Raw genomic sequence first — 25,271 nt, 5'->3', positions numbered from 1 at the left:
CGGTCATCCGCCCTCACCATGTTCGCCGGCATAGTGGTGGGCGAGTTCCGTGCCGATCCGGGCCAGCTCGGCCCGGACCGATCGAGGTTCGAGCACCTCGACCATCGAGCCCCAGCCGGCGAGGTTCCGGGCGATGTCCAACGGGGTCGGTGCGGCGAGACGGACCCGGGCGCGACCGTCGTCGTCCTCACCGTCGCGGTGGCAGTGCCGCCCGAAGTGATCGCGCAGGATCGGCACGAACCTGGCGTCGATGAGCACGGTCGCCCACGTCGTCGAACGCCGCTGTTCCACCTCGCCGACCACCTCTTCCCACGCCGCGGCGAGTGTGAAGTCGTCGGGGCGCTCGGCGGGCTGCTCCGTCGATTCGGCGTGGACGATCCGGTCGACCCGGAAGGTCCGCTGTCCCCGTTCGGTCCCGGCCAGGAGATACCAGATGTCGTCCTTGTCGACGAGACCCCACGGGTCGACGAGCCGCTCGGACCGTTGCCGGGCGCTGTTCGTGTACGTCAGGCGCACTTTCCGGCGCCGGATCACGGCGGCCTGCAGCAGGTCGACCATCTCGGGCCTGCGGCGATCGCGTTCGCCCCACCGGGTGGGATCGATCATGGAGGCAGTGGCGGCGGCCTCGGCATCGGCCCGGAAGGTCTGCGGCAGCGCCCGCACGAGTTTGCGCAGCGCGGCCTTGGCCTCGCCCGAGACGGCGGCCGCGGGGCCGACCAGAAGGAACAGCGCCTGCGCCTCCGTCGCGGACAACCCGCTGAGGTCGGTGCGAGCGCCACCCACGAGCGACCACCCGCCGCCACGCCCCGACTGCGGGTACACCGGGATCCCCGCAGCGGACAGCGCTTCCAGGTCGCGGCGAGCAGTCGCGACGGACACCTCCAGTTCGTCCGCCACCTCGGCGGCGGTCACTCGACCCCGGGACTGCATCAGCAGGAGGGTGGCGACGAGTCGGTCAGCGCGCATGTCCTCAGTTTCCCGCAGAAAGTGCTCAATTGGTGAGCACTTTGGGTTGGAGGATGAATGTTGTCACCGACCGAGGAAGGGAATCACCCATGTTGCGAGGACTCACCACCGTCAACTTCTACGCCGACGACCTCACGGCCGCCCAGGCCTGGTACACCGAACTGCTCGGAGTCGAGCCGTATTTCGTGCGCGCGGTGGCGGGGGCACCCGCCTACATCGAGTTCCGGCTCGGCGACTACCAGCACGAACTCGGCATCATCGACAGCCGATTCGCGATGCCCGACCGGTCACGCGGTGTCGAGAACACGATGACCTACTGGCACGTCGACGATCTGGACGCGAGCGTCGAGCGGCTGCTGTCGCTAGGTGCCACCCTGCACGGAAAGCCGGTCGAACACGGGCCCGGATTCGTCACCGCATCCGTGGCCGACCCGTTCGGAAACATCCTCGGCGTGATGTTCAACCAGCACTACCTGGACATTCTGGCTACGAAGGCAGGCGCGTGATGGACACCCACGACGTGAACACCGTCGTCGCTCGCACGACCGCGCAGTGGCGTGCCTGGCTTTCGGAGAACTGCCGGTCCGAGACGGAGGTCTGGCTGATCATCCACCACAAGGACAGCGGAACGCCGAGCGTGCGCTACCACGAGGCGGTCGAGCAGGCCCTGTGCTTCGGGTGGATCGACGGCCTGCACCGCAGACGTGACGCCGACAGTTCTGCACTGCGTTTCACGCCGCGGACCCCGCGCAGCACCTGGAGCCGGGTGAACCGGCAGCGCGCGGCGGAGATGATCGAGCAGGGACTGATGACCGAGCACGGTTACGCCGCCATCGATCTGGCCAAGGCCAAGGGGACCTGGGAGAACACGGCGAACGGGGACAGCGCGACCATCCCTGGCGATCTGCAGGAAGCGTTTGGGCGACACGACGCCGCGCGCGCGAACTTCGACAAGTTTCCGCCGTCTTCGACCCGGTTGATCCTGGAGTGGATAGCGTCAGCCAGGAAGCCGGACACGAGGCAGCGGCGGATCGAGCGGACGGTCACGCTGGCGGCGATGAACCTCCGGGCCAATCATCCGGGGGTCCGGGTCCCGGACGGTGTGCGGTAGCCGTCTCGAGACCGGTGTCCCGATCGGAGACAGGGAGAATCGGAGACAGGACGAGGGGAGACACGACATGGACTGGCCGCGCGAACTCGCCGACCAGCTCGGCTGGCACTGGGAGCAGCAGTTGCGTCCCCGGCTGGAGGGACTGTCCGACGAGGAGTATTTCTGGGAACCCGCGCCGGACGGCTGGAGTGTGCGCCCGCGCGGGCAGTCGCAGGCGCCGGTCCAGGCCGGAAGTGGCGCGTTCACCATCGACTTCGCCTTTCCCGAACCGGACCCGCCACCGGTCACCACCATCGCGTGGCGGCTCGGGCATCTCGTCGTCGGCGTCTTCGGGATGCGGATCGCCAGTCACTTCGGCGGGCCGCCCGTCGACTATCAGACGTTCGAGTACGCCGGCACCGCGGCGGAGGCGCTCGCGCAACTCGACGAGAACTATGCGGCCTGGTCTGCAGGTGTCAGGAGCCTCGGCGTCGAGGGGTTCGCCCGGCCGTGCGGCGCCAGCGAGGGAGCGTTCGCGGACTATCCGATGGGGGCGTTGGTATTGCACATCAACCGGGAGGTCATCCATCACGGCGCCGAGGTGGCGCTGTTGCGCGATCTCTATCTGCGCCGCCCGATTTCCTGACCGGAATCCCGGCCGGCTCCACGGGTTTCACTCCCGGGGCCGACCGGATCTGCCAAGCTCGGGTATGCCACCGACTCGGCGGGTTCTCCTGTTGACGTGCGTCCTCGCTCTCCTGGCCGCGTGCACTGCGAACACCTCGTCCCCCGATTCCTCCTCCGCGGACGCGAGCAACGGTTCTGCCGTCTCGTCGGCCGATCCGGCGCAGGCCGACGCCGTGATGAAGATCGTGCGCGACACCATGGCGGAGAGTCACCTGAAGGCGGTGATCGTGCGTGTCACCGTCGACGGCAAGGAGATCGTCACCCAGGCGCTCGGCGAGTCGATGACCGGAGTGCCCGCCACCACCGACATGCACTTCCGTAACGGCGCGGTCGCCATCTCCTACGTGTCCACGCTGCTGCTCCAGCTCGTCGACGAGAAGAAGGTGAGTCTCGACGACACGGTGTCGAAGTGGCTGCCCGACATTCCGCACGCCGACCGCGTGACCCTCCGCCAGCTCGCCCAGATGACCTCGGGCTACGTCGACTACGTCATCGGCAACACCGAATTCGACCGCGCCCTCTACGCGGCGCCATTCCGTAACTGGACGCCTGAGGAACTCCTGGCATTCGCCACGCCCAAGCCTCTGCTCTACGAACCCGGGACCAACTGGAACTACGCCCACACCAACTACGTCATCCTCGGGTTGGCTCTCGAGAAGATCACCGGTCAGCCGATGACAGACCTCATGCAGGACAAGGTGCTCGGTCCGCTCGGCCTCGACGACACCACGGATCCGGGGACGGCGGCGATCCCCGAACCCGTCCTGCACGCGTTCTCGTCCGAGCGGCGCGAGGCCCTGCAGATCCCGCCCGGTGCACCGTTCTACGAGGAATCCACGTATTGGAATCCGTCCTGGACCATCACCCACGGCGCCGTCCAGACCACGAACATCTACGACCTCCACGACACGGCCGTCGCCATCGGCACGGGTGAACTACTGTCGGCCGAATCCTACGAGGCCATGGTGTCGACGGACCTGCGCGGCAAGACGACCGCGCTTCCCGGCTGCACCACCTGCTTCCCGCAGTCGGAGGACTACACCTACGGGCTCGGACTGCCGATCGTGGGCAACTGGCTGATGCAGAACCCGCTGTTCAGCGGATCCGCGGCGGTCGAGGCCTATCTGCCTTCGCAGAAGATCGCCGTCGCCGTCGCCGTCACGTACGAGCCGGCCGCCTTCGACGACACGGGGGCCTACAAGAACGAGGCCGACAGGCTGTTCCGGAAGATCGGCGCACAACTCGCTCCGACCGACGCGCCGCCGATGGCGGTCGGCTAGCGTTCACCCGCGACGCGGGCGAGGCGACGGACGAGAGTACGCACCACCGGGCCGTAGGTGACCGCGAGTGCGGAGTCGAGAGGTCCGGGAGCGGACATCGTCATCGTGATCCGCGAGCCGGCACCGTGGGGCTCGACGGCGTGATCGAGCGTCATCGGTCCCACCCGCCAGGTCCAGGAACGTCCCGGTGTCTTGGCCGAGATCGATGCGGGAACAGGCACGATCCAGAGCAGTCGCGCCGCTCCGCGCCGGCCGGCCTGAACCTCGGGGGACCCGAGACCCCACGCGCCGCGGAGGTGTGGCGCCCACTCGGGCCAGCGCGAGGGCCGGGAGACGAGCGCCCACGCGACGTCCACCGAGGCGTCGGAATCAGCTGAGAAGGAATGCGGCACGGGGGAGGAATACCCGGTTTCGACCCCGGCAGACACCGCAGATGCGGCTCGGGAAGTGGTCGGAGGTGAACACCGGGTGAATTGGCCCGTGTCGAGTTGCATGTAACTCGGGGTACTGGCCACGCTGGGAGGGAACGGCGAGGGAGGGAGCCGATCATGCTCGTTCGTCTACCCGGGGTGTATCGGCCCCAGCGTGACACCTGGCTGCTCGCCGAGGTGCTGGCGGCCCGGGATCTCGGACCGGGCTCGCGGGTGCTCGATCTCTGCTGTGGCACGGGGGTGTTGAGCGTCGAGGCCTGCGCGGCGGGGGCGGGGTGGGTGACGGCGGTCGACGTGTCGCGCCGGGCCGCGATCAGTACCTGGCTCAACGCCAAACTGCACCGCCGGACGATCCGCGTCGTGCGGGGCGACCTGGTGGACTCCGTCCGGACTCTTCGCTTCGACGTGGTCGTGGCCAACCCGCCCTACGCGCCTGCGACGAACGACGGCAGACCGGGCCGGGTACTCGCGCGGGCCTGGGATGCGGGCGTCGACGGGCGCGCCGTGCTCGATCGGATCTGCAGCGAAACCCCCGACCTTCTCGCTCCCGGCGGCACCCTGCTCCTCGTCCAGTCGACGCTCAACGGGGTGGACAAGACACGGGCGATGCTGGAGGAGCGGGGACTGCGGGTGGACGTGGTCGCGTCGGAGGACGTGCCGTTCGGTCCCGCCCTCTCGTCCCGCACGAGGATGCTGGAGGCGCGGGAGATGATCCGGCCGGGCGAGCGCACCGAGCGCATCGCGGTGCTCACGGCGACCGACCTCCGGTCTTGCGACCCCCCACGCCGACCCGGACTCTGACCGGCATCGAACTGTTCTTGCCACGGCACTGGTGAGTGGTTCACGTGGTTCGTCGCAACCGGGACACAATTGCCGAGGATCGTGTTGTTCGCGCCGTGGCCGTCCTCAGGAACAGCGAGCTGATCGGGCTCACAACCACATCGCCGAGGCTGGTGAGGGACGGCCGGGTGCCGCGTGTAAAGTTTGCCGTTCGACGACGCCCAGCTTTCGAGGACTGCTGAACCACTACATGGCCAAGATCGATCGCAGCCGCACTGCCGCACTGACCCAAGCGCCGACCCTCCACGAGCCGGATGCCGGCGTCCGGCGCACCGTGCTCCCCGGCGGGCTCCGGGTGGTCACCGAATACGTTCCCGGTGTCCGATCCGCGTCCGTCGGCGTCTGGGTGGGTGTCGGATCACGCGACGAGCAGCCCACCGTCGCCGGGGCGGCGCACTTCCTCGAGCACCTCCTGTTCAAGGCCACGCCGTCGCGCAGCGCCCTCGACATCGCGCAGGTGATGGACGGCGTCGGCGGGGAGCTCAACGCGTTCACGTCCAAGGAACACACCTGCTTCTACGCGCACGTGCTCGACGACGACCTGCCCCTCGCGATCGACCTCGTCAGTGACGTCGTCCTGCGGGGCCGCTGCCGGTCCGCCGACGTCGACGTGGAACGCCAGGTGGTCCTCGAAGAGATCTCGATGCGCGACGACGACCCGGAAGACCTCCTCGGCGACGCGTTCCTGACCGCGCTCTACGGCGACCATCCCGTCGGCAGGCCCGTCATCGGCAGCGTCGAATCCATCGAATCGATGACCCGCACCCAACTCCACTCCTTCCACGTGCGGCGCTACACGCCACCGCGCATGGTGGTGGCCGTCGCCGGCAACGTGGAGCACGAACCGACGGTCGAGCTGGTCCGGCGCGCGTTCGCCGGGCACCTCGACTCGGCGTCCGAACCCGCCCCGCGACGCGCAGGCACCCTGCGCCTGCGGACGGGGCCGACCCTCAGCCTGACCAACAGGGACAGCGAACAGGTCCACCTCTCCCTCGGGGTGCGCGCGTTCGGGCGGCACGAGTCACACCGCTGGGCGCTGTCGGTGCTCAACGCCGCGGTCGGTGGCGGTCTCAGTTCCCGGCTCTTCCAGGAGGTGCGGGAGATCCGCGGCCTGGCGTATTCGGTGTACTCGGGCATCGACACGTTCTCCGATACCGGTGCGTTCTCGATCTACGCCGGGTGCCAGCCCGAGAACCTCGGCGAGGTCACCACGGTGATCCGGGAGGTGCTGTCGAACGTGGCCGCCGAGGGCATCACCGACGCCGAGTGCGCCCGCGCCAAGGGATCGCTGCGGGGCGGACTTGTTCTGGGACTGGAGGATTCGGGATCCCGGATGCACCGCATCGGCCGAAGTGAGCTCAACTACGGCAATCACCGCAGCATCACCGAAACCCTGAGCAAGATCGACGCAGTCACCACCGACGAGGTGCGCGACGTCGCGCGAGTGCTGCTGCAACGCCCGTTCGGCGCCGCCGTCGTCGGACCGTATCGTCGCAAGCGTGACCTGCCGGCCTCGGTGCGCGGCATCGTGCGGTAACGAGGATTCGCCGAAACCAGAGGAGAAGCCCGAGATGAAGATCCGTGGAGCGGTACTCGAGGAGATCGGGAGAACCCGCCCGTTCGCCGAGTCGGCGCCGATCTCGATCTCCGAACTCGACCTCGACGAGCCCGGTGAGGGCGAGATCCTCGTCCAGATCGAGGCGGCGGGCCTATGCCATTCCGACCTGTCCGTCGTCGACGGCAACCGGGTGCGCCCGGTCCCGATGCTGCTCGGGCACGAGGCTGCGGGGCGGATCACGCAACTCGGAGCCGGAGTCGACGACGTCACGGTCGGACAGCGCGTCGTGATGACGTTCCTCCCTCGCTGCGGGGAGTGCGAGGGCTGCGCCACCGACGGCCGGATGCCGTGCGTGCCCGGCACCGGTGCCAACAACGACGGAACCCTGCTCGACGGGGGAGCGCGACTGCACCGCGGCGGCGACACCGTGCACCACCACCTCGGGGTGTCCGGATTCGCAACGCACGCGGTCGTCAACCGCCGCTCGGTCGTTCCCGTCGGCGACGACGTCCCCGCCGATGTGGCGGCCGTGCTCGGATGCGCCGTCCTCACCGGCGGCGGTGCCGTCCTCAACGCGGGCGATCCGCAACCCGGCCAGGCCGTGATGGTCGTCGGGCTCGGTGGAGTGGGGATGGCCGCGATCCTGACGGCGGTCTCCCGGGGTGCCGGCGAGGTCATCGGCGTCGATGCCGTTCCCGAGAAGCTGCAGACCGCACGCGAACTCGGCGCGACGGCCGTCTACACCCCGGCGGAGCTCGAGGAAGCCGGTGTCCGGGCACCCATCGTCATCGAGGCGGCCGGCAACGCGCGCGCATTCGAGTCGGCTGTGCGCGCGACCGCTCCCGGTGGCAAGACGATCACCGTCGGTTTGCCGTCCCCCGACGCGCGGTCGTCGATCTCCCCGCTCACCCTGGTGGCCGAGGCCCGCACCATCATCGGCAGCTACCTCGGGTCGGCGGTGCCGTCGCGGGACATCCCGATCTACGAGGACCTCTGGCGCGCCGGGAAGCTTCCGGTGGAGAAGCTCATCTCCTCCCGCATCACGCTCGACGACATCAACCGCGGCATGGACGAACTCGCCGACGGCAAGGCGATCCGGCAGATCATCGTGTTCGACTGACCCGGCGGGCCGGTCGCGGGCAGAATTCTGCCCATGAGGTTTCGCACCACCATCGAGCTGGGCGGCAAGACCGCGACCGGTTTCCGGATCCCCGAGGACGTCGTCGCGGAACTGGGATCGGGTAGGCGTCCCGCGGTCCGGGTCACGATCGGCGGTCACACCTACCGCACCACGGTCGCGCCGATGGGTGGCGCGTTCATGATTCCGCTCAGTGCCGAGAACAGGGCAGGTGCGGGCGCCGCGGCAGGCGACGAGGTGGACGTCGACGTCGAACTCGACACCGAACCCAGGGTCGTGACGGTTCCGCCCGACTTCGCCGACGCGCTCGACCGGCAACCGGACGCGAGAACGGCGTTCGACGCACTGTCGTACAGCAACCAGCGGCGCCACGTGCTCTCGATAGAGGGTGCCAAGACGGACGAGACCCGGCAACGCCGGATCGGCAAGGCCGTGGACGCGCTGCGGCAGGGCTGAGGCCAACCGGCAGCAATTTCCGTCAGGCGGAGTCGGCCGGGCGCCCGGTGATGTCCTCGACCGGCAGAGTCGACAGCGCGATCAGCGCGGACACGAATCCCTTGCGGTCGCGCTCCGGCAACCTGGCCAGGAGCCGCTCCTCGCCTCGCCGGATCGCCGCCTGCGCCGAGTCGCGCACGTCGTGCCCGTCCGGGGTCAGCGACAGCAGGCGGGCCCGGCGGTCCGCGGGATCGCGCTGACGGTCGATCAGACCACGGACCTGCAGGTCGTCCAGCACGCCGATGATCCTGGTCTTGTCGGCGCCGATTGCTTCCGCGAGCGCGGCCTGGGTGCGCAGCGGGTGCTCGTCGAGTGCCAGGAGCACGACGTATCCCCACATGGTGAGTCCGTGCTCCGCGAGCACGGGGAGTTCTGCCGCCACCAGCGAACGGTTCAGAGCGGTCGTCATCGCCGCGAGGTCGGGGCGAGTGCGTTCGTGCTGTCCGCTGGTCGGGTCGAGGCTGGGCATATCGCAGAAAATACACCTTGACCAATCATAGGCTGAGGTAGATGATAAGCGGACGCGTATCAATTCGGGTCGAGGACGAGGTGTCGACGATGGATGTGGACGAGGTCCGGCGCTGGGATGTCCGCGCCGTGCAATCGAGTGTGGAGTTCGTGTCGCAGGTGACCCGCGACGATCTGCAGCGCGCGACCCCGTGTGCGCAGTGGACTCTCGGGGAACTGCTGGCCCATATGACCGTGCAGCACCTGGGATTCGCCGCAGCGGCCGCGGGCGGCGGTCCCGACCCGTCGAACTGGCAGCCGCACACGTCGGCGGATCCCGTTGGCGCGTACCGCTCGGCGGCCCACACCGTCATCGAGGCCTTCACAAGGGATGGCGTCGGGGAGCGACAGTTCTGGTTACCGGAGATCAGCACCGAGTTCCCGTTCCCCGCATCCACGGCCGTCGGGTTCCACTTCCTCGACTACGTCGTGCACTCGTGGGACGTCGCCCGGTCACTCGGGCTCGACTTCGCGCCCGAATCCGGCATGGTGGCTGCGGTTCTCCCGATCGCACGACTCGTCCCGGACGGGGCAGACCGGATGCGCGAGGGAGCCGCGTTCGCGCCCGGCCTGCCGACCGACCCCGACTCCGCCGATTTCGACACCGTGCTGTCGCTGCTCGGCCGATCACCGCACTGGCACCCCGAGTACGAGGCCGGCCGCGTCTGACGACGAGACGCAGGTCTCCCGCCCCGCCCCTGCACACCGGCCGGCACCCGGCGATTGCGTAGGCTTTCGGGCGAATCGTTGTGACTGGACGGAGCGTGGAGAAGTGAGCGCAGCAGCACCCATCAGGGTCGGGGTTCTCGGGGCCAAGGGCAAGGTCGGCCGAGCGATCTGCGAGGCGGTGGAGCAGGCACCGGACCTCGAACTCGTCGCGGAGGTCGATCACGGCGACCGGCTGGAGACGTTCGTCGAGGCCGGCACGCAGGTCGTCGTCGACTTCACCCACCCCGACGTGGTGATGGACAACCTGAAGTTCCTCGTGTCCAACGGTATTCATGCCGTCGTGGGCACGACGGGCTTCGACGACGCCCGGCTCGACACGGTGCGGTCGTGGGTGTCGGAGCGGCCCGAGGTCGGGGTCCTGATCGCCCCGAACTTCGCGATCGGTGCCGTTCTCTCCATGCGTTTCGCCGAGGCGGCGGCACGATTCTTCGATTCCGTCGAGGTCATCGAGTTGCATCACCCCAACAAGGCGGACGCGCCGTCCGGCACCGCCTACCGGACCGCCGCGCTCATCTCGGAGGCACGCCGCAAGGCGGGCGTGGGACCGAGCCCCGACGCCACGACCACCGAACTGGACGGTGCCCGCGGCGCCGACGTGGACGGCGTGCGGGTGCATTCCGTGCGGCTGGCAGGTCTCGTCGCCCATCAGGAGGTCATCCTCGGCACACAGGGCGAGACGCTGACCATCCGGCACGACTCGATCGATCGCAATTCCTTCGCCCCCGGCGTCCTGCTCGGGGTACGGGAGATCGGCTCCCGTCCCGGCCTGACCGTCGGTATCGACCCCCTTCTCGACCTGTGAAGGACGGCTCGACCAAGACCGTCGTCACGATCGGACTGCTGGTCGCGGCGCTGGCGTTCTACTTCGTCCTTCTCGGCCAACGCGGGATCGAGCTGATCCAGGACGGCGGAGCGGCCGCGATCGGCCTGGGTGTCGGCGTCCTGATCCTGCCGTTCCTGGGCGCCTGGATCGTCTACGCCACGCTGCGCGCCGGATTCCAGCATCAGCATCTGTCCCGCCGCATCGCCGACGAGGGGCTCGAACTGAATGTCACCGATCTGCCGAAGCGCCCCTCGGGCCGCATCGACCGGGATGCCGCCGACGCACTGTTCCAGCAGGTCAAATCCGAATGGGAAGCAGACCCGGACAATTGGCGGAACTCGTACCGCCTCGCCCGCGCCTACGACTACGCCGGCGACCGCGGCAGGGCCCGGGAGACGATGAAACGGGCCGTGGAACTCGAACGCGTCGAACGGGAAGGCGAGCCCGGCCGGTAGGAAACGGGCCCGGTCGTACGCTGACGACTGTGAAGTCACTACTCGTCGTCCACCACACGCCGTCGCCGGTGACCCGTGAGTGCCTCGAAGCCGTGCTGAAAGGCGCGCGGGACCCCGACATCGACGGCGTCGAGGTGAAGTCGATCCCCGCTCTCGGCGCGACCGTGCCCGACGTCCTGGCAGCAGACGGGTTCCTGTTCGGGACGTCCGCCAACTTCGGGTACATGTCCGGTGCGCTGAAGCATTTCTTCGACACCGTCTATTACCCGTGCCTCGACGCGGTCGCCGGCCGCCCCTACGGGCTCTGGGTCCACGGCAACAACGACACCGCCGGGGCCGTGACATCGGTGCAGAAGATCGTGACCGGGTTGGCACTCACGCAGGTGGCCGAGATCCTGGAACTGACCGGATCGCTCGACGCGAGCGCACGGGAGCGGTGCTACGAACTCGGCGCGACGGTCGCGGTGACGCTGGCCGAGGACGCCTGACGGTCGCGGCCGGCAACGTGTCGGTGGTTGATGGCAGGCTGCGGGCATGCGTGAGATGACCGCAGCCGCGGCCCGGAGATCGGCGCTCTGGGCGCAGGGGTTCGCCGACCGGAAACCGGCTGGGGCGCCGACACGCAGGCACGTCCGTTCGGTCCTCGACCGAGTGCGGCTGTTCCAGATCGACTCGGTGTCGGTGGCGGTGCGCGCCCACTACGTCCCGCTGTTCAGCCGTCTCGGTGTCTACGACCGCGGGCTGGTCGATTCGGCGGCGTGGTCGCATTCTGCCCGCGCACCCCGGATGCTGGCGGAGTACTGGGCCCACGAGGCAGCGTTCATCCCCGTCGAGGACTGGCCGCTGATGCGCTGGCGGATGCACCGGTACCGGCACGGTCGCTGGTCCGGCGAATCCCGCGTGCTCGATCGCAATCCCACGCTCGCCGCCGACGTGCTCGACGTGATCGGCGCCGTCGGTGCGTGCAGCGCGAGCGACGTGGAAAAACACCTCGAGGTCGACAAGCCGGACCGCAAGGGGCCGTGGTGGGATCGCAGCGACACCAAAGTGGTGTGCGAGCAACTGTTCGCGTCCGGCGCACTGGCGGTGGACAAGCGGGTCGCCTTCACCCGTCACTACGACCTGAGCGAACGTGTGCTGCCGAAAGCGATACTCGCCGAGGAAGTCTCGGAGGACGATGCCGTCCGTGGCCTCGTGCAGCGGTCCGCGCGGGCCCTCGGTGTGGCCACCGAACCCGACCTCCGTGACTATTACCGACTGTCGCCGGCGCAGACCGCCTCGGCCATCGAGGAACTCGTCGAGGACGGGATCCTGGAACGGGTGGGAGTCCGCGGCTGGGATGCGCCGGCACTCGTTCACCGCGACGTCCGGGTTCCCCGGAAGGTGGAGGGTGCGGCGCTGTTGTGCCCGTTCGATCCGCTGGTCTTCTGCCGTCCCCGGACCGAGCGGATATTCGACTTCCGGTACCGCCTCGAGATCTATACCCCCGCGCACAAACGTGTCCACGGGTACTACGTCTTTCCGTTCCTGCTGAACGGTGAACTGGTCGCGAGGGTCGATCTCAAGGCCGACCGTGCGTCGGGAACGCTCGAGGTGCGATCCGCGTTCGTGGAACCCGACCGGAATCCGGGGCATGTGGTGGAGGCGCTGCTCCCGGAACTGCGAAGAATGGCAACGTGGTTGGGTCTGGACGACGTCCGGGTGGACGATCGCGGCAACCTCGGTGCCCTCCTCGCGGCCGCGGCGGTGCGGCCGCGAGGAGAGTGAGGAACTACAGGCTCTCGACGAACTTCGTCAGACCCTTGCTCGCGGTCTCGAGTGCCGTCTTCTGCGCCTTCTTCACGAGGAACCCGGGCAGCGGGATCTTCGGGTCGACCGTCAACTCGAATGTGACCTTGGTGCCTGCGCCGGACTCGGTGAGGACGTACGAGCCGTCCTGGGCGTTCTGCTGGCCGCTCTCGACGAGGTGCCACGACACCGTGTCGTCGCCCTCGAACGTGTAGTCGACGACCTGCTCGTCGCTGATCCCGAGGATGGAGACGCTCATCCGGACTCGATGGGGGCGGCCGTCGTCGTGTGTGCTCTCGATGGTGACCGACTTGTGGGCCGAGGACCACTCGGGCAGGCGATCCACCGCAGCGATCGCGGCCATCACCGTGGCCGGATCGGCCTTGATCTCGAATTCCTTGACGCCGGAAACGGCCATGTTCTTCGCTCCTTCGAGCCCGTGGCGACTCTCACCGTGTGGCTGATGCGACGTAATTACATCACCGCCGCCGACGGGCGCGTGGAGTGAGTACGCCGGTGCTCAGAAATTGTCTCTCCCGCTGCGGCGCATCTGGTCCTTGAGCGCGCCCTGGACCGCCTGCGACACCCAGGAATTGAGCGACACCCCGTTCTGGGAGGCGGCCTCCTCGGCCTTCGACTTGATCTGATCCATCAGACGCAGAGTGACGCGGCTGATGTCACCGGTGACGTCATCGAAGGCGGCACCCAGGTCCTCGGCAGTCGTCGTCCCGTCCCCGTCCGGCCCCGGCGCGGTGGGGGTGCGATGCACGTCGACCGCCACCTCGCTGCCGTTCAGACGCACACCGACGGTGCGATTGCCCAGCTCGGACGACACTTCACTCGCGAAATCGGTGAGCGCCGAGAGCAGAAGGAGACGGGCGGAGGGTTCAATCGCGGCGGCGAGCGCCGACGCGGTCGCCCGCGTCTGCTCGTCGCCGAGTGCGGCTGCCGCGTTCAGGTCGTCTTGCAGCCGGGAGACGTAGTTGCCGAGGTCCATGACGCCATCATGGCGTCATAAATGACGTCAGTCAAGCAGTCGTGACTTCAGCTGGGCGATGTCGCCCTCGGACAACTTCAGCCCCTCCGACACGTAGGCGTCGAAGCTGCCATAGGTGGCGACGGCCGTGTCGAACGCGATGTCGAGCCACGCCTGGTCGACGCCGTCCAGTCCCGGATGCTCCGGATCGGCGCCGCGGTAGGTGTTGCTGAGCAGATAGTCCGCGGTCACCGCCTCGCGCGGGACCCCGAGGAGGGTGAGCAGCACGGCCGTCGTCCACCCGGTGCGGTCCTTGCCAGCGCTGCAGTGGTAGATCACGGCGCCGTCGGACGCCGCGATGTCGTGCAGAACCGCCGAGAACGCCTCGTTCGCACCCGGTCCCGTCACGAAGGCGCGGTAGGCGGCGGGCATGTCGACCAGAGTGGTGATCGGTGACTGCCCGAGCACGTCGTACCAGTTCCCGGCTGCCCCGGCCGGAAGTCGATCCGGTGCGAGCGTCCGCTCGTACGTCGTGCGGAGGTCGTCGGCGATCGTGACGTTCGAGGCTTCGAGTTGCGCGAGGTCGCGCGGGGTCAGCCTGTCCAGCGCGTCCGTGCGGAACACCAGACCGGAGCGGACGACGGAACCGTCTGCCGTCGGGTATCCACCGATGTCACGGGCGTTTCGGGCACCCTCGAGCCCGAGCGAGCGCTGCACGGCCGTGTGCTGTGCCGGACTCTCGGTAACCGACGGTCCCGTCGCGGGCGGTCCGGCGAACGCCGGGGGAGCGGCCCCGAGAACCGCTGTCCCGAGAACTGCGATCACGACGGCGCGGCGCGCGCGGACTGTCCGGTACTGCACAGGAAGTCTCCCTCGCGAATCTGCGGCGCCACCGAAAGTGTGGGCGAGACGAGACTGACACGCGCGGGTGAACACACGGGAACCGGGCCCTTGCCGGAACGGGGCACGCCGAGCCCCCGATCACCGCTACGACTAGGGTCGATGCATTCAGGAGGGACTCCCGACCAGGGAGTTCGGTAGGAGGAACAGCGCAGTGCCGCAGACCGTGCCGCTCAGGGTGCAACTCGTCGCGAAGACGGAGTTCTTTCCGCCGGCGGACATTCCGTGGGAGACCGACGCCGACGGCGGCGAAGCGCTGGCGGAGTTCGCGGGCCGGGCGTGCTACCAGAGCTGGTCCAAACCCAACCCCCGCACCGCGACGAACGCCGGATATCTGCGCCATCTGCTCGAGGTCGGGCACGAGTCGGTCCTCGAACACGGCACCGTCAGCTTCTACATCACCGGCATCTCCCGGTCCTGCAGCCACGAGTTGATCCGGCACCGCCACTTCTCCTACTCGCAGCTGTCGCAGCGCTTCGTGCGCGAGAACGACGGCAATGTCGTCCTCCCTCCCGCGATCGCGGGAGACCCGGAACTCGAGGAGCTGTTCGCGAAGGCCACCGACGCGAGCCGGGCGGCGTACGGCGAACTCCTCGAGACCCTCGAGGCGAAACTGGCGGACACCTCCAGCGTGCCGCTGCGCAACAAGCAGGCGAGGCAGGCCGCGAGGGCCGTCCTGCCCAACGCCACGGAGACCCGCGTGGTGGTCACCGGCAATTACCGGGCGTGGCGGCACTTCGTCTCGATGCGGGCCACCGAGCACGCCGACGTGGAGATTCGCCGCGTCGCGGTCGAGTGCCTGAGGCAGCTGCAGGCGGCCGCGCCGAATGTCTTCGGCGACTTCGAGGTACTGGTCTGGGGCGACGGCACGGAGGTGGCGCGGAGCACGTTTTCCGCCGACGCGTGACTGGTGTGCAAAAGTACCTGGGTCACCGGGTAGCCTTCTGACCATGACCTACGGTGATTCCGCTTCTCCCGTCGAGCGTCCGTTCGGCACCGTGTCCACAGCGATGGTGACGCCGTTCACCTCGGACGGAAAGCTGGACGTCGACGCCGGTGTCCGCCTCGCGGCGTACCTCGTCGACAACGGATGCGACTCCCTCGTCCTCGCCGGTACGACCGGTGAGTCGCCGACGACCACCGAGAACGAGAAGCTCGAGCTGCTCCGGGCAGTGATCGACGCGGTGGGCAACCGCGCGAAGATCATCGCCGGCGCGGGCAGCAACGACACCGCGCACAGCGTCGAACTCGCCCGTGACGCCGCCCGCGCGGGCGCGCAGGGCCTCCTCGTCGTCACCCCCTACTACTCGCGTCCGCCGCAAGCCGGACTGTTCGCCCATTTCACCGCCGTCGCCAACGCCACCGACCTTCCGGTCATGCTCTACGACATTCCACCCCGCTCCGTGGTCCCCATCGAGACCGAGACCATCCGGCGCCTCGCCGAGAACCCGCGCATCGTCGCGGTCAAGGACGCCAAGGGCGACCTCAACGCAGGCGCCGAGCTGATCGGCACGACGGACCTCCAGTTCTACTCGGGTGACGATCCACTCAACCTGCCGTGGCTGTCGGTGGGCGCGACGGGATTCGTCAGCGTCATCGGGCACCTCGTGCCCGGCCGGTTGCGCGAACTGCACACGGCGTTCGCGGCCGGTGACATCGCCCGCGCCCGCGCGATCAACCTCAGCCTGATCCCGGTCATCCGCTCGGTGGCGCGTCTCGGCGGCGTCAGCGCGTCGAAGGCGGGTCTGCGCCTGATCGGCCTGGACGTCGGCGAACCCCGGTTGCCGCAGGTGGCACCCACCCACGATCAGCTCGACCTGTTGGCCGCCGATCTGCACGCTGCGGGGGTGCTCGCGTGACCCGACCGCCTCGTCGTCGCAGTGCCAGCCGTCAGGCCGGTCCCCCTTCCCCCATCGCAAGCGAGCCGTCGAAGTCGGCGCCCCCGGCCACCGAGCCGCCGGTTGTCGCCGAGCCGCCGAAGTCGGCGCCCGTCGTCGCCGACCAGCCGTCGGCTCCGAAGTCGGAGCAGGCCAAGTCCGCGCCCGTGAAGACCTCCTCCACGAAGGGCGGCGCCGCCAACAAGTCGTCGTCCCGCTCCGGCAGGCGCGGCGGCGGCAACAAGCGTCAGGACACGCGGCCGGCGTCGGTCGATCCGACAGCCCGGCTCGGTGCCCCGCCGAAGGCTCCGTTCAAGGGTCTGCGAGTGGTGGCGCTGGGCGGTATCGGCGAGATCGGTCGCAACATGACCGTCTTCGAGCACCAGGGCAAGCTGCTCATCGTCGACTGCGGTGTGCTGTTCCCGGAAGACCAGCAGCCGGGTGTCGACCTGATCCTCCCGGACTTCCGGCACATCGAGGACCGGATGGCCGACGTCGAGGCCGTGGTCCTCACGCACGGCCACGAGGACCACATCGGCGCCATCCCGTTCCTGCTGCGCCTGCGGCCGGATCTGCCCGTGGTGGGTTCGCGGTTCACGCTCGCGCTCGTCGCGGCCAAGTGCCGTGAGCACCGCCAGCGCCCCAACCTCGTCGAGGTCGTCGAGGGGCAGCGCACCGATCACGGTCCGTTCGAGTGCGAGTATTTCGCCGTCAACCACTCGATCCCCGACGCCATCGCCGTCGCGATCCGGACCGACGCCGGCGTCGTGCTGCACACCGGTGACATCAAGCTCGACCAGCTTCCGCTCGACGGCAGGCTCACCGACCTCGCGGGCTTCTCCCGTCTCGGCGACGAGGGAGTCGACCTGTTCCTGGTCGACTCCACCAACGCCGAGGTGCCGGGATTCGTCACCCCCGAACGTGAGATCGGGGGAGTGCTCGACAACGTCATCGGCAAGGCCAAACAGCGCGTGATCGTGGCCTCCTTCGCCAGTCACGTACACCGCATCCAGCAGGTGGTCGACGTCGCCCACCGGTACAACCGGCGGGTGGCGTTCGTGGGCCGGTCGATGGTCCGCAACATGCAGATCGCGCAGGATCTCGGATACCTGACCGTGCCGGACGGCCTGGTGGTCGACATCGACACCGCGGCCAACCTGCCCGACGATCGGCTCGTTCTCATCTCCACCGGCTCGCAGGGTGAACCGCTGTCGGCGTTGTCGCGGATGGCCCGCGGTGAGCACCGGCAGATCAACATCCGGGCGAACGATCTCGTCGTGCTGGCGTCCTCGCTGATCCCGGGCAACGAGAACTCCGTGTTCGCCGTCGTCAACGGACTCGCCAAGCGCGGCGCCACCGTCGTCACCCAGCAGAGCGCGAAGGTGCACGTCTCCGGTCACGCGTCGGCGGGCGAGCTCCTGTACCTGTACAACGCGGTCCGGCCCACCAACGCCATGCCGGTTCACGGCGAATGGCGTCACCTGCGCGCCAACGCCGCCCTCGCGAAGGCCACCGGCGTGCCGGAGGACCGGATCGTGCTCGCCGAGGACGGCGTGGTGGTCGACATGGTCGACGGTCTCGCCGAGATCGTCGGGCAGGTTCCCGTCGGGCACGTCTACGTCGACGGACTGTCCGTCGGTGACGTCGGCGACTCCACGCTGTCGGACCGGCTGGTCCTCGGTGAGGGTGGATTCATCGCCATCAACGTCGTCATCGACGACCACACGGGTCGTGCGGTCAGCACCCCCGAGGTGTCCGGACGCGGATTCTCCGACGACCCCACGGCCCTCAAGGATGCGGCTCAGCTGGTCGAGGCGGAACTCCTGCGATTGGCCACCGAGGGCATCAACGACGCTCACCGCATCGCCCAGGCGATCCGGCGCGTCGTCGGCAAATGGGTGGCGGACAAGTACCGTCGCCGGCCGATGATCGTCCCGACTGTCATCGCGGTGCCGTCGGCCGAGGGCAAGTAGTTCTCCGGCAGGTAGATTCGGTCGGGTGACCTTCGCCCGAGATGAACGCCTCGCCCTCGTCGACTCGATGGCCGAATTCGGTCCCGACGCCCCGACCCTCTGCGGGACGTGGACCAACCGGGACCTGGCTGCCCACCTGATCGTGCGCGAACGACGCCTCGACGCTGCCCCCGGCATCGTCGTGGGTCGGCTCGCCGGCTACACGGAACACGTCCAGAACGAGACGGCGAAACGTCCGTGGAGCCGCCTGCTGGACGAGGTCCGGTCGGGTCCGCCGATGTGGTCGCCGATGTACTGGGTGGACGCGCAGGTGAACCTGGGGGAGATGTTCGTCCATCACGAGGACGTGCGCCGCGCCCACGACGGATGGGAACCGCGGGTCCTGCCGGACAAGCGCCAGGACGCGCTGTGGGGTCTCGCCCGCAAGGTCGGAAAGCTCGGCTACCGGCACTCCCCGGTGACGGTGGTGCTCGAGCGGCCGTCCGGAGAGCAGTCCACCGTGCGCAAGGCCGGCGCCGGCCGGGTGATCCTGCGCGGTGAGCCGTCGGAACTCGCCCTGCACGCGTTCGGCCGGGATCAGGTACGGATCGAGGCCGATGGTGAGACTGCCGACATCGAGGCCGTGACCTCCCTCGACCGAGGGTTCTGAGGGCATTTCGCCGCAGGTGTCCCTGTGTTACGGGTGTTGCGGATGGTCCGGAAGGTGCCGTAGCGACTAATCTGGGAGCCATGGCAGGTAAGGCGAGCGCCCGCGGTTCGAGCACGACGACGTCCACGGCGAGGACGGGCGTGCGAGGCGGCTCGACCACGTCCAAGCCGAAGTCCCGCACGACCCGGACGGTCAGCACTCCGCGCAAACCCACTTCGCCGCGGGGTGGCGGCTCCCGCGGCGGCGCCCGGAGGCCCGCCGCGAAGAAGCCGTCCACGTCCGGTCCCCTCAAGTCGGTGGGCAGGGGGATCGGTGCCGGCTGGTCGCTGATGGCCAAGGGCGTCGGGGCCACCACCCGCACGGTCGGCAAGGCTGCCGAGATCGAACAGGGCCACCGGCGCGACGGCATCGCGCTCGGATTGATCGCGATCAGCGTCGTGGTCGCCGGCGGAATCTGGTTCTCCGCGGGCGGTCCGGTGGGCGAGTGGATCGAGACCGGAGTCCGTGCCGTGTTTGGTGGGGCGTCCGGGGTCCTGCCCCTGATCGGCGTCGCCGTCGCGGTGATCCTGATGCGGACCGAGCCGAAACCCGAGATCCGGCCGAGACTGGTCCTGGGGTCGCTGCTGGTCGGTCTGCCCGCTCTCGGGCTCTGGCACATCGCGACCGGTTCGCCCACCGACGCCGAGGGCAGGGCACGTGGCGCCGGGTTCGTCGGATACGCGGCGGGAGGTCCACTGACGGACGGCCTGACCGTGTGGCTCGCCGCTCCGCTACTGCTGATGGCGGCACTGTTCGGTGTCCTGTTGCTGACCGGAACCACGGTCCGCGAGGTGCCCGGCAAGCTGCAGTCGTACTTCGGCACGTCGTTCGGCCGCGACCACTACGCCGACTACGACAGCGAGTACTACGAAGACGGCGAATACGACCCCACGCTCTTCGACGCCGACGGCTACCCGGTCGACGACTACAAGACCGGGGGCCGGGGTGCCCCGGCCGACAACTACCCCACCGACGAGTACGACGTCAGCGATACCGCGAAGACGGAGGTGCTCGGGCTGTGGGAGACCGAGCCCGCCACGGAACCCGTCCCGGCGCCTGCGCCGGTGCCCAAACCGGCGCGCGCCAGGGCCAAGCCGGTCGTCGCCCCCAAGCCGGAGCCCGAACCGGAGCCGCTGCCCGACGTCGACAAGTTCGTGACCGACCGGGTGGTCGAGGGCGATTACACGCTGCCCCCGACGTCGCTGCTCATCGAGGGCGATCCGCCGAAGAAGCGCAGTTCCGCCAACGACGCGATGATCGAGGCGATCACCGAGGTCCTCGAGCAGTTCAAGATCGATGCGGCCGTCACCGGATTCACCCGCGGCCCGACCGTCACCCGCTACGAGGTGGAGCTCGGACCGGGTGTGAAGGTCGAGAAGATCACCGCGCTCGCCCGCAACATCGCGTACGCCGTCGCCACCGACAACGTGCGCCTGCTCGCGCCGATCCCCGGCAAGTCCGCGGTCGGCATCGAGGTCCCCAACTCCGACCGCGAGATGGTGCGCCTCGCCGACGTGCTCACCGCCCCGAGCACACGCAAGGACCACCACCCGCTGGTGATCGGGCTCGGCAAGGACATCGAGGGCAACTTCGTCAGCGCCAACCTCGCGAAGATGCCGCACCTGCTCGTGGCCGGTTCCACGGGTTCCGGTAAGTCGAGCTTCGTGAACTCGATGCTGGTGTCGCTGCTGTCCCGTGCGACACCCGTCGAAGTGCGGATGATCCTCATCGACCCCAAGATGGTGGAGTTGACGCCCTACGAGGGCATACCGCACCTCATCACGCCCATCATCACCCAGCCGAAGAAGGCCGCGGCCGCGCTGGCCTGGCTGGTGGAGGAGATGGAACAGCGCTACCAGGACATGCAGGCCAACCGGGTCCGCCACATCGACGACTTCAACTCCAAGGTGAAGTCGGGTGAGATCACCGCGCCGCTCGGCAGCGAACGGGTCTACCGGCCGTATCCGTACATCCTCGCCATCGTCGACGAACTCGCGGACCTCATGATGACCGCGCCGCGTGACGTCGAGGACGCGATCGTGCGGATCACCCAGAAGGCGCGCGCCGCCGGTATCCACCTCGTGCTGGCCACACAGAGGCCGTCGGTGGACGTCGTGACGGGTCTGATCAAGACCAATGTGCCGTCACGACTCGCCTTCGCGACGTCGTCCCTGACCGACTCCCGGGTCATCCTGGACCAGCCCGGCGCCGAGAAGCTGATCGGTATGGGTGACGGGCTGTTCCTGCCGATGGGCGCGGGCAAGCCGACCCGCCTGCAGGGCGCGTTCATCACCGACGAAGAGATCTCCGCGGTCGTCGATTTCAGCAAGAACCAGGCGGAGCCGGAGTACACCGACGGCGTCACCGCCGCCAAGGTCGGGGAGAAGAAGGATGTCGATCCCGACATCGGCGACGACATGGACGTGCTGCTGCAGGCGGTGGAACTCGTCGTCTCCAGCCAGTTCGGGTCCACGTCGATGCTGCAGCGCAAGCTGCGTGTCGGTTTCGCCAAGGCCGGCCGCCTGATGGACCTGATGGAGACCAGGGGAGTGGTGGGCCCCAGTGAGGGCTCGAAAGCCCGTGACGTGCTCATCAAGCCCGAGGAACTCGACGGTCTGTTGTGGTCGATCCGCGGCGGCGACCCGAACGAGGCGCCGTCCGATCAGGAGTAGGGCGCGGTGCGCGTGTCCGAAATGGGCGATTCTCGCGCAGTGTGGTTGAATGGTCACCGAATTGGAGGGGAGTATCCCCACCTCTGTGACAGCATCGTCAACACGATCGGCACCGTTGCCGATCCGGGGCTGTCAGTCGCTCGGACACAAGGTTCCGGCGGCGGGAGAGACCTCCGGTACCCGCTAGGTCTACCGGAGGTCTGTGTTCATGCATGTGTCACCGCTGGTCTGGGTCATCACCTGTGTGGTGATTCTCGGACTGTTCGTCTTCGACTTCTTCGCGCACGTGCGCACACCGCACGCCCCCACGTTCCGTGAGTCGGCGTTCTGGTCGTCGGTCTACATCGGTATCGCGATCCTGTTCGGCCTGGTCGTGATGTGGTTGTGGGGAAGTCAGTACGGCGGCGAGTATTTCGCCGGTTACGTCACCGAGAAGGCGTTGTCGGTCGACAACCTCTTCGTGTTCGTCATCATCATGGGAACATTCGCGGTGCCGCGGGAGTACCAGCAGAAGGTACTGCTGATCGGCATCGTGATGGCGCTGGTGATGCGCGGCATCTTCATCGGCGTCGGTGCCGCGGCGATCAACGCCTACAGCTGGGTGTTCTACCTGTTCGGTGCGTTCCTCATCTACACCGCGTACACGCTGGTGCGTGATCACGGGCACGAGAAAGAGGTGGAGGAGGAGCGCGACAGCAAGATCGTCGCCGTCGCGAAGAAGATCCTCCCCACCACGGACACCTACGACGGCGACAAGCTCGTCACGCGGATCAACGGCAAGCGCGTCGTGACGCCGCTACTGCTCGCGCTGGTCGCCATCGGATTCACCGACGTGCTGTTCGCGCTCGACTCGATTCCCGCGATCTACGGGCTCACCCAGGAGCCGTACCTGGTCTTCACGGCCAACGCGTTCGCGTTGATGGGTCTGCGTCAGCTGTACTTCCTCATCGGCGGCCTGCTGGACCGCCTGGTGTACCTGTCGTACGGCCTGTCGATCATTCTCGCGTTCATCGGCGTCAAACTCGTGCTGCACGCCCTGCACGAGAACACGCTGGGCTTCATCAACGGCGGCGAGCACGTGGCCGTACCGGAGGTGTCCACGGTGTTCTCGCTCGCCGTGATCATCGGTGTGCTGGCAGTGACCACCGTCGCCAGCCTTCTCAAGACGCGGAACACGACGCCGGCGCAGTAGTTCCGCCGGGCGTCGTACTCGAGGTATCCGGTGCTCGGCGAGTCAGGAACTGAATTCGCCGAGTACCGGAACCCATTCCACGATCCGCGAGTCCGCCACGAGTCCGTTGCGGGCGAACGGGTCGTGGGTGAAGAGCAGTTCCACAGTCTCCGCGTCGGCGGCGTCGACGATGATGAATGCGCCGCTGCCGTCGGCGAACGGGCCGGACGACACGACGGTCTTCCGCTCGGCGAGCTCACCGAGCCACTCGCGGTGGGCGGGGCGATGCTCGTCGCGTCCTGCGACGGTGTCGGCCGAATATGTGTACTCCACTACGAACAGGGACATGTTCTCGCTCTCTCGGGACGGGTTCGTCGAACAAAAATGGGATCAGGGCACTTCTGTCTCACGCACTGGGATTTCAGAGGGTGAGAAGCATTCGGGTATTGCCGAGGGTGTTCGGCTTGACGTAGCTCAGATCGAGGAATTCGGCGACACCGGTGTCGTACGAGCGGCACATCTCGGCGTAGACCTCGGCGGTCACGGGTGTGCCGTCGATTTCGACGAATCCGTGCTTGCCGAAGAAGTCGACCTCGAACGTGAGAACGAAGAGACGCTCGAGTTCGAGTTCCCGCGCGACCTCGATCAACTTGGCCACCACGTGGTGTCCCGCACCCTGGCCCTTGGCCGACGGATCGACCGCGATCGTGCGTACCTCGCCGAGGTCGGCCCACAGCACGTGCATTGCGCCACAACCGATCACGTTGCCGTCGCGTTCGGCCACCCAGAACTCCTGGACGGATTCGTACAGGGTCACGAGGTTCTTCTCGAGCAGGATCTTGCCGGAGTAGATGTCGATCAGGCGCTTGATCTCGGGTACGTCGGAGGTTCGTGCTCGCCGCACGATCAGCTGATTGTCGGCGGTGTCCGGCGTCCGAGAAGTCATGTCGTGAACATTAGCCAACGGCCGTACCGATATTCTTAGGCACGTGCCGGTACGACCTACGAATCCTCCCCACTCCCCGCTGCGTCCCGGGGTGCAGTTCGACGCTGCGGTGCTGCGATGAGCACGCAGCGCGAGGGTTGGACGGCCGCCGACAAACCGGCGGCCCCGGATCCGTCGGTGGAACCCGCGAGTGAGACGACCGTACCGCTTCTGAACATCGCGAACATCCTGACGATTCTCCGGATCCTGCTGGTCCCGGTCTTCTTGGTCGTGCTGTTCGTCGGCGACGGACACTCGACGACGTGGCGCCTGATCGCCACCGGTGTGTTCGCGGTCGCGGCCATCACCGACCGGATCGACGGGCAACTCGCCCGCAAGTACGGCCTCGTCACCGATTTCGGCAAGCTCGCCGATCCCATCGCGGACAAGGCGCTGATCGGAGCGGCCCTCGTGGGCCTGTCGATTCTCGGAGACCTGCCCTGGTGGGTGACGGCGGTGATCGCCGTCCGGGAACTGGGCATCACGCTGCTCCGGTTCGCGGTCCTGCGCCATGCCGTCATTCCGGCAGGCAGGGGAGGCAAGCTCAAGACTCTCGTGCAGACGATCGCGATCGGCTATTACCTGCTGCCGCTGCCCGAAGGGTTCGAGGTCGCCGGCTGGATTCTCATGGGTGCTGCCGTGTTGCTGACGGTGGTGACCGGGCTGGACTACGTCGTGCAGGCCGTCCGTCTCCGGGCCGGGGTGCACAAGGTCGAGGCGAACGCGAGCACCGGGGCGTGACCGACCCGCTGGTGGACGGCACGCGGGCCGGTGACCTGGTCGCCGTGCTCACCGCCCGCGGCGAGACGGTGGCCACCGCGGAATCGCTCACCGCGGGACTGCTCACCGCGACGATCGCGGGAGTGCCCGGCGCCAGCAACGTCCTCCGCGGCGGGCTCGTCGTCTACGCCACCGACTTGAAGGCCACCCTCGCCGGGGTCGATCCCACCCGACTGGCGGCGGACGGGCCCGTGGCGGCGTCCACGGCACGCGCACTCGCGGAGGGGGCACGCGCCCGCTGCGGCGCCGACTGGGGCGTCGGCCTGACCGGTGTCGCCGGCCCCGACATGCAGGACGGACACCCGGTCGGCACCGTGTTCCTGAGCATTTCCGGGGCGTCCGGCTCGGCCGTCCGCGAGCTCGGATTGACCGGTGACCGGTGGCAGATTCGCAAATCTGCGGTTTCCGCCGCCGTGTCGGGACTCCTCGATCGTGTGCAGGAAACATCCGCAGGCTAAGGTC

29 protein-coding genes are annotated in these 25,271 nt (G+C 68.1%); 21 read left to right on the top strand and 8 right to left on the bottom strand.

All coding sequences use genetic code 11. The features are described from left to right. Positions 1–3: 3 nt before the first annotated feature. Positions 4–966: a helix-turn-helix transcriptional regulator gene (locus ACNJ7E_RS25420; RefSeq protein WP_271209931.1), complete on the bottom strand. Its 963-nt coding sequence runs from the start codon at positions 964–966 to the stop codon at positions 4–6. An 89-nt stretch (positions 967–1,055) separates the two neighbouring features. Here ACNJ7E_RS25420 and ACNJ7E_RS25415 point away from each other — a divergent pair, with 89 nt between their 5' ends. The 4 genes from ACNJ7E_RS25415 to ACNJ7E_RS25400 all read left to right on the top strand — a co-directional run bounded on the left by ACNJ7E_RS25415 (position 1,056) and on the right by ACNJ7E_RS25400 (position 4,023). Beyond that, the gene (locus ACNJ7E_RS25415) at positions 1,056–1,472 is read left to right on the top strand and encodes a VOC family protein (protein WP_418341230.1); all 417 of its coding nucleotides are present in this window, start codon (positions 1,056–1,058) and stop codon (positions 1,470–1,472) included. Continuing rightward, positions 1,472–2,077 carry a YdeI/OmpD-associated family protein gene (locus ACNJ7E_RS25410; protein WP_418341240.1) on the top strand — a complete coding sequence of 202 codons (606 nt, stop codon included), beginning with the start codon at positions 1,472–1,474 and terminating at the stop codon, positions 2,075–2,077. Before ACNJ7E_RS25415 ends, ACNJ7E_RS25410 begins: the two co-directional genes overlap by 1 nt. 67 nt (positions 2,078–2,144) lie before the next feature. After that, on the top strand, positions 2,145–2,702 hold the full coding sequence (locus ACNJ7E_RS25405) for a DinB family protein (RefSeq protein WP_280785180.1): 558 nt from the start codon (positions 2,145–2,147) through the stop codon (positions 2,700–2,702). Between the two features lie 64 nt (positions 2,703–2,766). After that, positions 2,767–4,023, top strand: coding sequence for a serine hydrolase domain-containing protein (locus ACNJ7E_RS25400; RefSeq protein ID WP_283353111.1), 1,257 nt, complete (start codon positions 2,767–2,769; stop codon positions 4,021–4,023). Here ACNJ7E_RS25400 and ACNJ7E_RS25395 read toward each other — a convergent pair. Then, a complete protein-coding gene (locus tag ACNJ7E_RS25395; RefSeq protein WP_280783255.1) occupies positions 4,020–4,415 on the bottom strand; it encodes an SRPBCC family protein in 396 nt (131 codons plus the stop codon). The two genes, ACNJ7E_RS25400 and ACNJ7E_RS25395, sit on opposite strands and share 4 nt — an antisense overlap. 156 nt (positions 4,416–4,571) lie before the next feature. On the opposite strand from ACNJ7E_RS25395, the gene ACNJ7E_RS25390 reads away from it, so the two are divergent. From ACNJ7E_RS25390 to ACNJ7E_RS25375, 4 genes are all read left to right on the top strand, one after another. Beyond that, entirely contained in the window at positions 4,572–5,255 is a 684-nt protein-coding gene (locus tag ACNJ7E_RS25390; protein WP_418341229.1) for a HemK2/MTQ2 family protein methyltransferase, read from the top strand. Between the two features lie 229 nt (positions 5,256–5,484). Next, positions 5,485–6,831 carry a M16 family metallopeptidase gene (locus ACNJ7E_RS25385; RefSeq protein WP_283331952.1) on the top strand — a complete coding sequence of 449 codons (1,347 nt, stop codon included), beginning with the start codon at positions 5,485–5,487 and terminating at the stop codon, positions 6,829–6,831. Positions 6,832–6,865: 34 nt separating this feature from the next. Then, positions 6,866–7,972, top strand: coding sequence for a zinc-binding dehydrogenase (locus ACNJ7E_RS25380; protein WP_280783258.1), 1,107 nt, complete (start codon positions 6,866–6,868; stop codon positions 7,970–7,972). Between the two features lie 33 nt (positions 7,973–8,005). Further along, positions 8,006–8,446: a YdeI/OmpD-associated family protein gene (locus ACNJ7E_RS25375; RefSeq protein ID WP_317567501.1), complete on the top strand. Its 441-nt coding sequence runs from the start codon at positions 8,006–8,008 to the stop codon at positions 8,444–8,446. A gap of 22 nt (positions 8,447–8,468) precedes the next feature. Here ACNJ7E_RS25375 and ACNJ7E_RS25370 read toward each other — a convergent pair whose 3' ends face one another. Further along, positions 8,469–8,954 (bottom strand): MarR family winged helix-turn-helix transcriptional regulator, encoded by a 486-nt coding sequence (locus tag ACNJ7E_RS25370; protein WP_280783260.1) that lies wholly within the window; start codon positions 8,952–8,954, stop codon positions 8,469–8,471. Between the two features lie 89 nt (positions 8,955–9,043). Here ACNJ7E_RS25370 and ACNJ7E_RS25365 point away from each other — a divergent pair, with 89 nt between their 5' ends. The 5 genes from ACNJ7E_RS25365 (at position 9,044) to ACNJ7E_RS25345 (ending at position 12,766) form a co-directional block, all read left to right on the top strand. Further along, positions 9,044–9,661: a TIGR03086 family metal-binding protein gene (locus ACNJ7E_RS25365; protein ID WP_280783261.1), complete on the top strand. Its 618-nt coding sequence runs from the start codon at positions 9,044–9,046 to the stop codon at positions 9,659–9,661. Between the two features lie 103 nt (positions 9,662–9,764). Next, the gene (gene dapB, locus ACNJ7E_RS25360) at positions 9,765–10,523 is read left to right on the top strand and encodes a 4-hydroxy-tetrahydrodipicolinate reductase (RefSeq protein WP_061701336.1); all 759 of its coding nucleotides are present in this window, start codon (positions 9,765–9,767) and stop codon (positions 10,521–10,523) included. Beyond that, on the top strand, positions 10,520–10,999 hold the full coding sequence (locus ACNJ7E_RS25355) for a hypothetical protein (RefSeq protein ID WP_418341228.1): 480 nt from the start codon (positions 10,520–10,522) through the stop codon (positions 10,997–10,999). The genes dapB and ACNJ7E_RS25355 overlap by 4 nt, the downstream gene beginning before the upstream one ends. A 29-nt stretch (positions 11,000–11,028) precedes the next feature. Continuing rightward, positions 11,029–11,487 carry a flavodoxin family protein gene (locus tag ACNJ7E_RS25350; protein ID WP_009479998.1) on the top strand — a complete coding sequence of 153 codons (459 nt, stop codon included), beginning with the start codon at positions 11,029–11,031 and terminating at the stop codon, positions 11,485–11,487. Between the two features lie 46 nt (positions 11,488–11,533). After that, positions 11,534–12,766, top strand: a complete 1,233-nt coding sequence (locus ACNJ7E_RS25345; protein ID WP_283331950.1) for a winged helix-turn-helix domain-containing protein — start codon at positions 11,534–11,536, stop codon at positions 12,764–12,766. A gap of 4 nt (positions 12,767–12,770) precedes the next feature. On the opposite strand, the gene ACNJ7E_RS25340 is transcribed toward ACNJ7E_RS25345, so the two are convergent. The 3 genes from ACNJ7E_RS25340 to ACNJ7E_RS25330 form a co-directional block, all read right to left on the bottom strand. Beyond that, the gene (locus tag ACNJ7E_RS25340) at positions 12,771–13,205 is read right to left on the bottom strand and encodes an SRPBCC family protein (protein ID WP_005240727.1); all 435 of its coding nucleotides are present in this window, start codon (positions 13,203–13,205) and stop codon (positions 12,771–12,773) included. Positions 13,206–13,307: 102 nt separating this feature from the next. Further along, positions 13,308–13,784 carry a toxin-antitoxin system HicB family antitoxin gene (locus tag ACNJ7E_RS25335; protein ID WP_418341227.1) on the bottom strand — a complete coding sequence of 159 codons (477 nt, stop codon included), beginning with the start codon at positions 13,782–13,784 and terminating at the stop codon, positions 13,308–13,310. Between the two features lie 27 nt (positions 13,785–13,811). Continuing rightward, positions 13,812–14,624, bottom strand: a complete 813-nt coding sequence (locus ACNJ7E_RS25330; RefSeq protein WP_418341226.1) for a tyrosine-protein phosphatase — start codon at positions 14,622–14,624, stop codon at positions 13,812–13,814. Positions 14,625–14,817: 193 nt separating this feature from the next. On the opposite strand from ACNJ7E_RS25330, the gene thyX reads away from it, so the two are divergent. The 6 genes from thyX to ACNJ7E_RS25300 all read left to right on the top strand — a co-directional run bounded on the left by thyX (position 14,818) and on the right by ACNJ7E_RS25300 (position 23,065). Beyond that, on the top strand, positions 14,818–15,570 hold the full coding sequence (gene thyX / locus ACNJ7E_RS25325; RefSeq protein WP_418341225.1) for an FAD-dependent thymidylate synthase: 753 nt from the start codon (positions 14,818–14,820) through the stop codon (positions 15,568–15,570). Between the two features lie 43 nt (positions 15,571–15,613). Continuing rightward, positions 15,614–16,522 (top strand): 4-hydroxy-tetrahydrodipicolinate synthase, encoded by a 909-nt coding sequence (gene dapA, locus ACNJ7E_RS25320; protein WP_005261164.1) that lies wholly within the window; start codon positions 15,614–15,616, stop codon positions 16,520–16,522. Further along, a complete protein-coding gene (locus ACNJ7E_RS25315; protein WP_418341224.1) occupies positions 16,519–18,513 on the top strand; it encodes a ribonuclease J in 1,995 nt (664 codons plus the stop codon). Before dapA ends, ACNJ7E_RS25315 begins: the two co-directional genes overlap by 4 nt. A 25-nt stretch (positions 18,514–18,538) precedes the next feature. Next, positions 18,539–19,162 (top strand): TIGR03085 family metal-binding protein, encoded by a 624-nt coding sequence (locus tag ACNJ7E_RS25310; RefSeq protein ID WP_280783268.1) that lies wholly within the window; start codon positions 18,539–18,541, stop codon positions 19,160–19,162. A gap of 80 nt (positions 19,163–19,242) precedes the next feature. Beyond that, the gene (locus tag ACNJ7E_RS25305) at positions 19,243–21,873 is read left to right on the top strand and encodes a DNA translocase FtsK (RefSeq protein WP_418341223.1); all 2,631 of its coding nucleotides are present in this window, start codon (positions 19,243–19,245) and stop codon (positions 21,871–21,873) included. 208 nt (positions 21,874–22,081) lie between these two features. Further along, positions 22,082–23,065: a TerC family protein gene (locus tag ACNJ7E_RS25300; RefSeq protein ID WP_283331944.1), complete on the top strand. Its 984-nt coding sequence runs from the start codon at positions 22,082–22,084 to the stop codon at positions 23,063–23,065. Between the two features lie 42 nt (positions 23,066–23,107). Here the strand turns inward: ACNJ7E_RS25300 and ACNJ7E_RS25295 are convergent, their stop codons facing one another. Further along, on the bottom strand, positions 23,108–23,392 hold the full coding sequence (locus ACNJ7E_RS25295) for a YciI family protein (RefSeq protein WP_105414538.1): 285 nt from the start codon (positions 23,390–23,392) through the stop codon (positions 23,108–23,110). 73 nt (positions 23,393–23,465) lie between these two features. Then, a complete protein-coding gene (locus tag ACNJ7E_RS25290) occupies positions 23,466–23,990 on the bottom strand; it encodes an amino-acid N-acetyltransferase (RefSeq protein WP_005240737.1) in 525 nt (174 codons plus the stop codon). A 117-nt stretch (positions 23,991–24,107) separates the two neighbouring features. Between ACNJ7E_RS25290 and pgsA the strand changes: the two genes are divergently transcribed. Together pgsA and ACNJ7E_RS25280 are read left to right on the top strand one after the other, a co-directional pair. After that, positions 24,108–24,770 carry a CDP-diacylglycerol--glycerol-3-phosphate 3-phosphatidyltransferase gene (gene pgsA / locus ACNJ7E_RS25285; RefSeq protein WP_105414539.1) on the top strand — a complete coding sequence of 221 codons (663 nt, stop codon included), beginning with the start codon at positions 24,108–24,110 and terminating at the stop codon, positions 24,768–24,770. Then, on the top strand, positions 24,767–25,267 hold the full coding sequence (locus ACNJ7E_RS25280; protein ID WP_105414540.1) for a CinA family protein: 501 nt from the start codon (positions 24,767–24,769) through the stop codon (positions 25,265–25,267). The genes pgsA and ACNJ7E_RS25280 overlap by 4 nt, the downstream gene beginning before the upstream one ends. Positions 25,268–25,271 lie beyond the last annotated feature (4 nt).

Source organism: Rhodococcus mengyinensis, from assembly GCF_048381435.1.
Classification (GTDB): domain Bacteria; phylum Actinomycetota; class Actinomycetes; order Mycobacteriales; family Mycobacteriaceae; genus Rhodococcus_F; species Rhodococcus_F opacus_D.
The sequence above is the reverse complement of the archived record's forward strand: the minus strand, read 5'-3'. Positions and strand labels throughout refer to the sequence as shown.

Coding starts and splice junctions, on each gene's coding strand:
- ACNJ7E_RS25305 (WP_418341223.1), top strand. CDS start 19,243: ATGGCAGGTAAGGCGAGCGCCCGCGGTTCGAGCACGACGACGTCCACG.
- ACNJ7E_RS25415 (WP_418341230.1), top strand. CDS start 1,056: ATGTTGCGAGGACTCACCACCGTCAACTTCTACGCCGACGACCTCACG.
- ACNJ7E_RS25385 (WP_283331952.1), top strand. CDS start 5,485: ATGGCCAAGATCGATCGCAGCCGCACTGCCGCACTGACCCAAGCGCCG.
- ACNJ7E_RS25400 (WP_283353111.1), top strand. CDS start 2,767: ATGCCACCGACTCGGCGGGTTCTCCTGTTGACGTGCGTCCTCGCTCTC.
- ACNJ7E_RS25405 (WP_280785180.1), top strand. CDS start 2,145: ATGGACTGGCCGCGCGAACTCGCCGACCAGCTCGGCTGGCACTGGGAG.
- ACNJ7E_RS25290 (WP_005240737.1), bottom strand. CDS start 23,990: ATGACTTCTCGGACGCCGGACACCGCCGACAATCAGCTGATCGTGCGG.
- ACNJ7E_RS25345 (WP_283331950.1), top strand. CDS start 11,534: ATGCGTGAGATGACCGCAGCCGCGGCCCGGAGATCGGCGCTCTGGGCG.
- ACNJ7E_RS25375 (WP_317567501.1), top strand. CDS start 8,006: ATGAGGTTTCGCACCACCATCGAGCTGGGCGGCAAGACCGCGACCGGT.
- ACNJ7E_RS25410 (WP_418341240.1), top strand. CDS start 1,472: ATGGACACCCACGACGTGAACACCGTCGTCGCTCGCACGACCGCGCAG.
- ACNJ7E_RS25295 (WP_105414538.1), bottom strand. CDS start 23,392: ATGTCCCTGTTCGTAGTGGAGTACACATATTCGGCCGACACCGTCGCA.
- pgsA (WP_105414539.1), top strand. CDS start 24,108: ATGAGCACGCAGCGCGAGGGTTGGACGGCCGCCGACAAACCGGCGGCC.
- ACNJ7E_RS25340 (WP_005240727.1), bottom strand. CDS start 13,205: ATGGCCGTTTCCGGCGTCAAGGAATTCGAGATCAAGGCCGATCCGGCC.
- ACNJ7E_RS25335 (WP_418341227.1), bottom strand. CDS start 13,784: ATGGACCTCGGCAACTACGTCTCCCGGCTGCAAGACGACCTGAACGCG.
- ACNJ7E_RS25380 (WP_280783258.1), top strand. CDS start 6,866: ATGAAGATCCGTGGAGCGGTACTCGAGGAGATCGGGAGAACCCGCCCG.
- dapA (WP_005261164.1), top strand. CDS start 15,614: ATGACCTACGGTGATTCCGCTTCTCCCGTCGAGCGTCCGTTCGGCACC.
- ACNJ7E_RS25365 (WP_280783261.1), top strand. CDS start 9,044: ATGGATGTGGACGAGGTCCGGCGCTGGGATGTCCGCGCCGTGCAATCG.
- ACNJ7E_RS25390 (WP_418341229.1), top strand. CDS start 4,572: ATGCTCGTTCGTCTACCCGGGGTGTATCGGCCCCAGCGTGACACCTGG.
- ACNJ7E_RS25300 (WP_283331944.1), top strand. CDS start 22,082: ATGCATGTGTCACCGCTGGTCTGGGTCATCACCTGTGTGGTGATTCTC.
- ACNJ7E_RS25420 (WP_271209931.1), bottom strand. CDS start 966: ATGCGCGCTGACCGACTCGTCGCCACCCTCCTGCTGATGCAGTCCCGG.
- ACNJ7E_RS25370 (WP_280783260.1), bottom strand. CDS start 8,954: ATGCCCAGCCTCGACCCGACCAGCGGACAGCACGAACGCACTCGCCCC.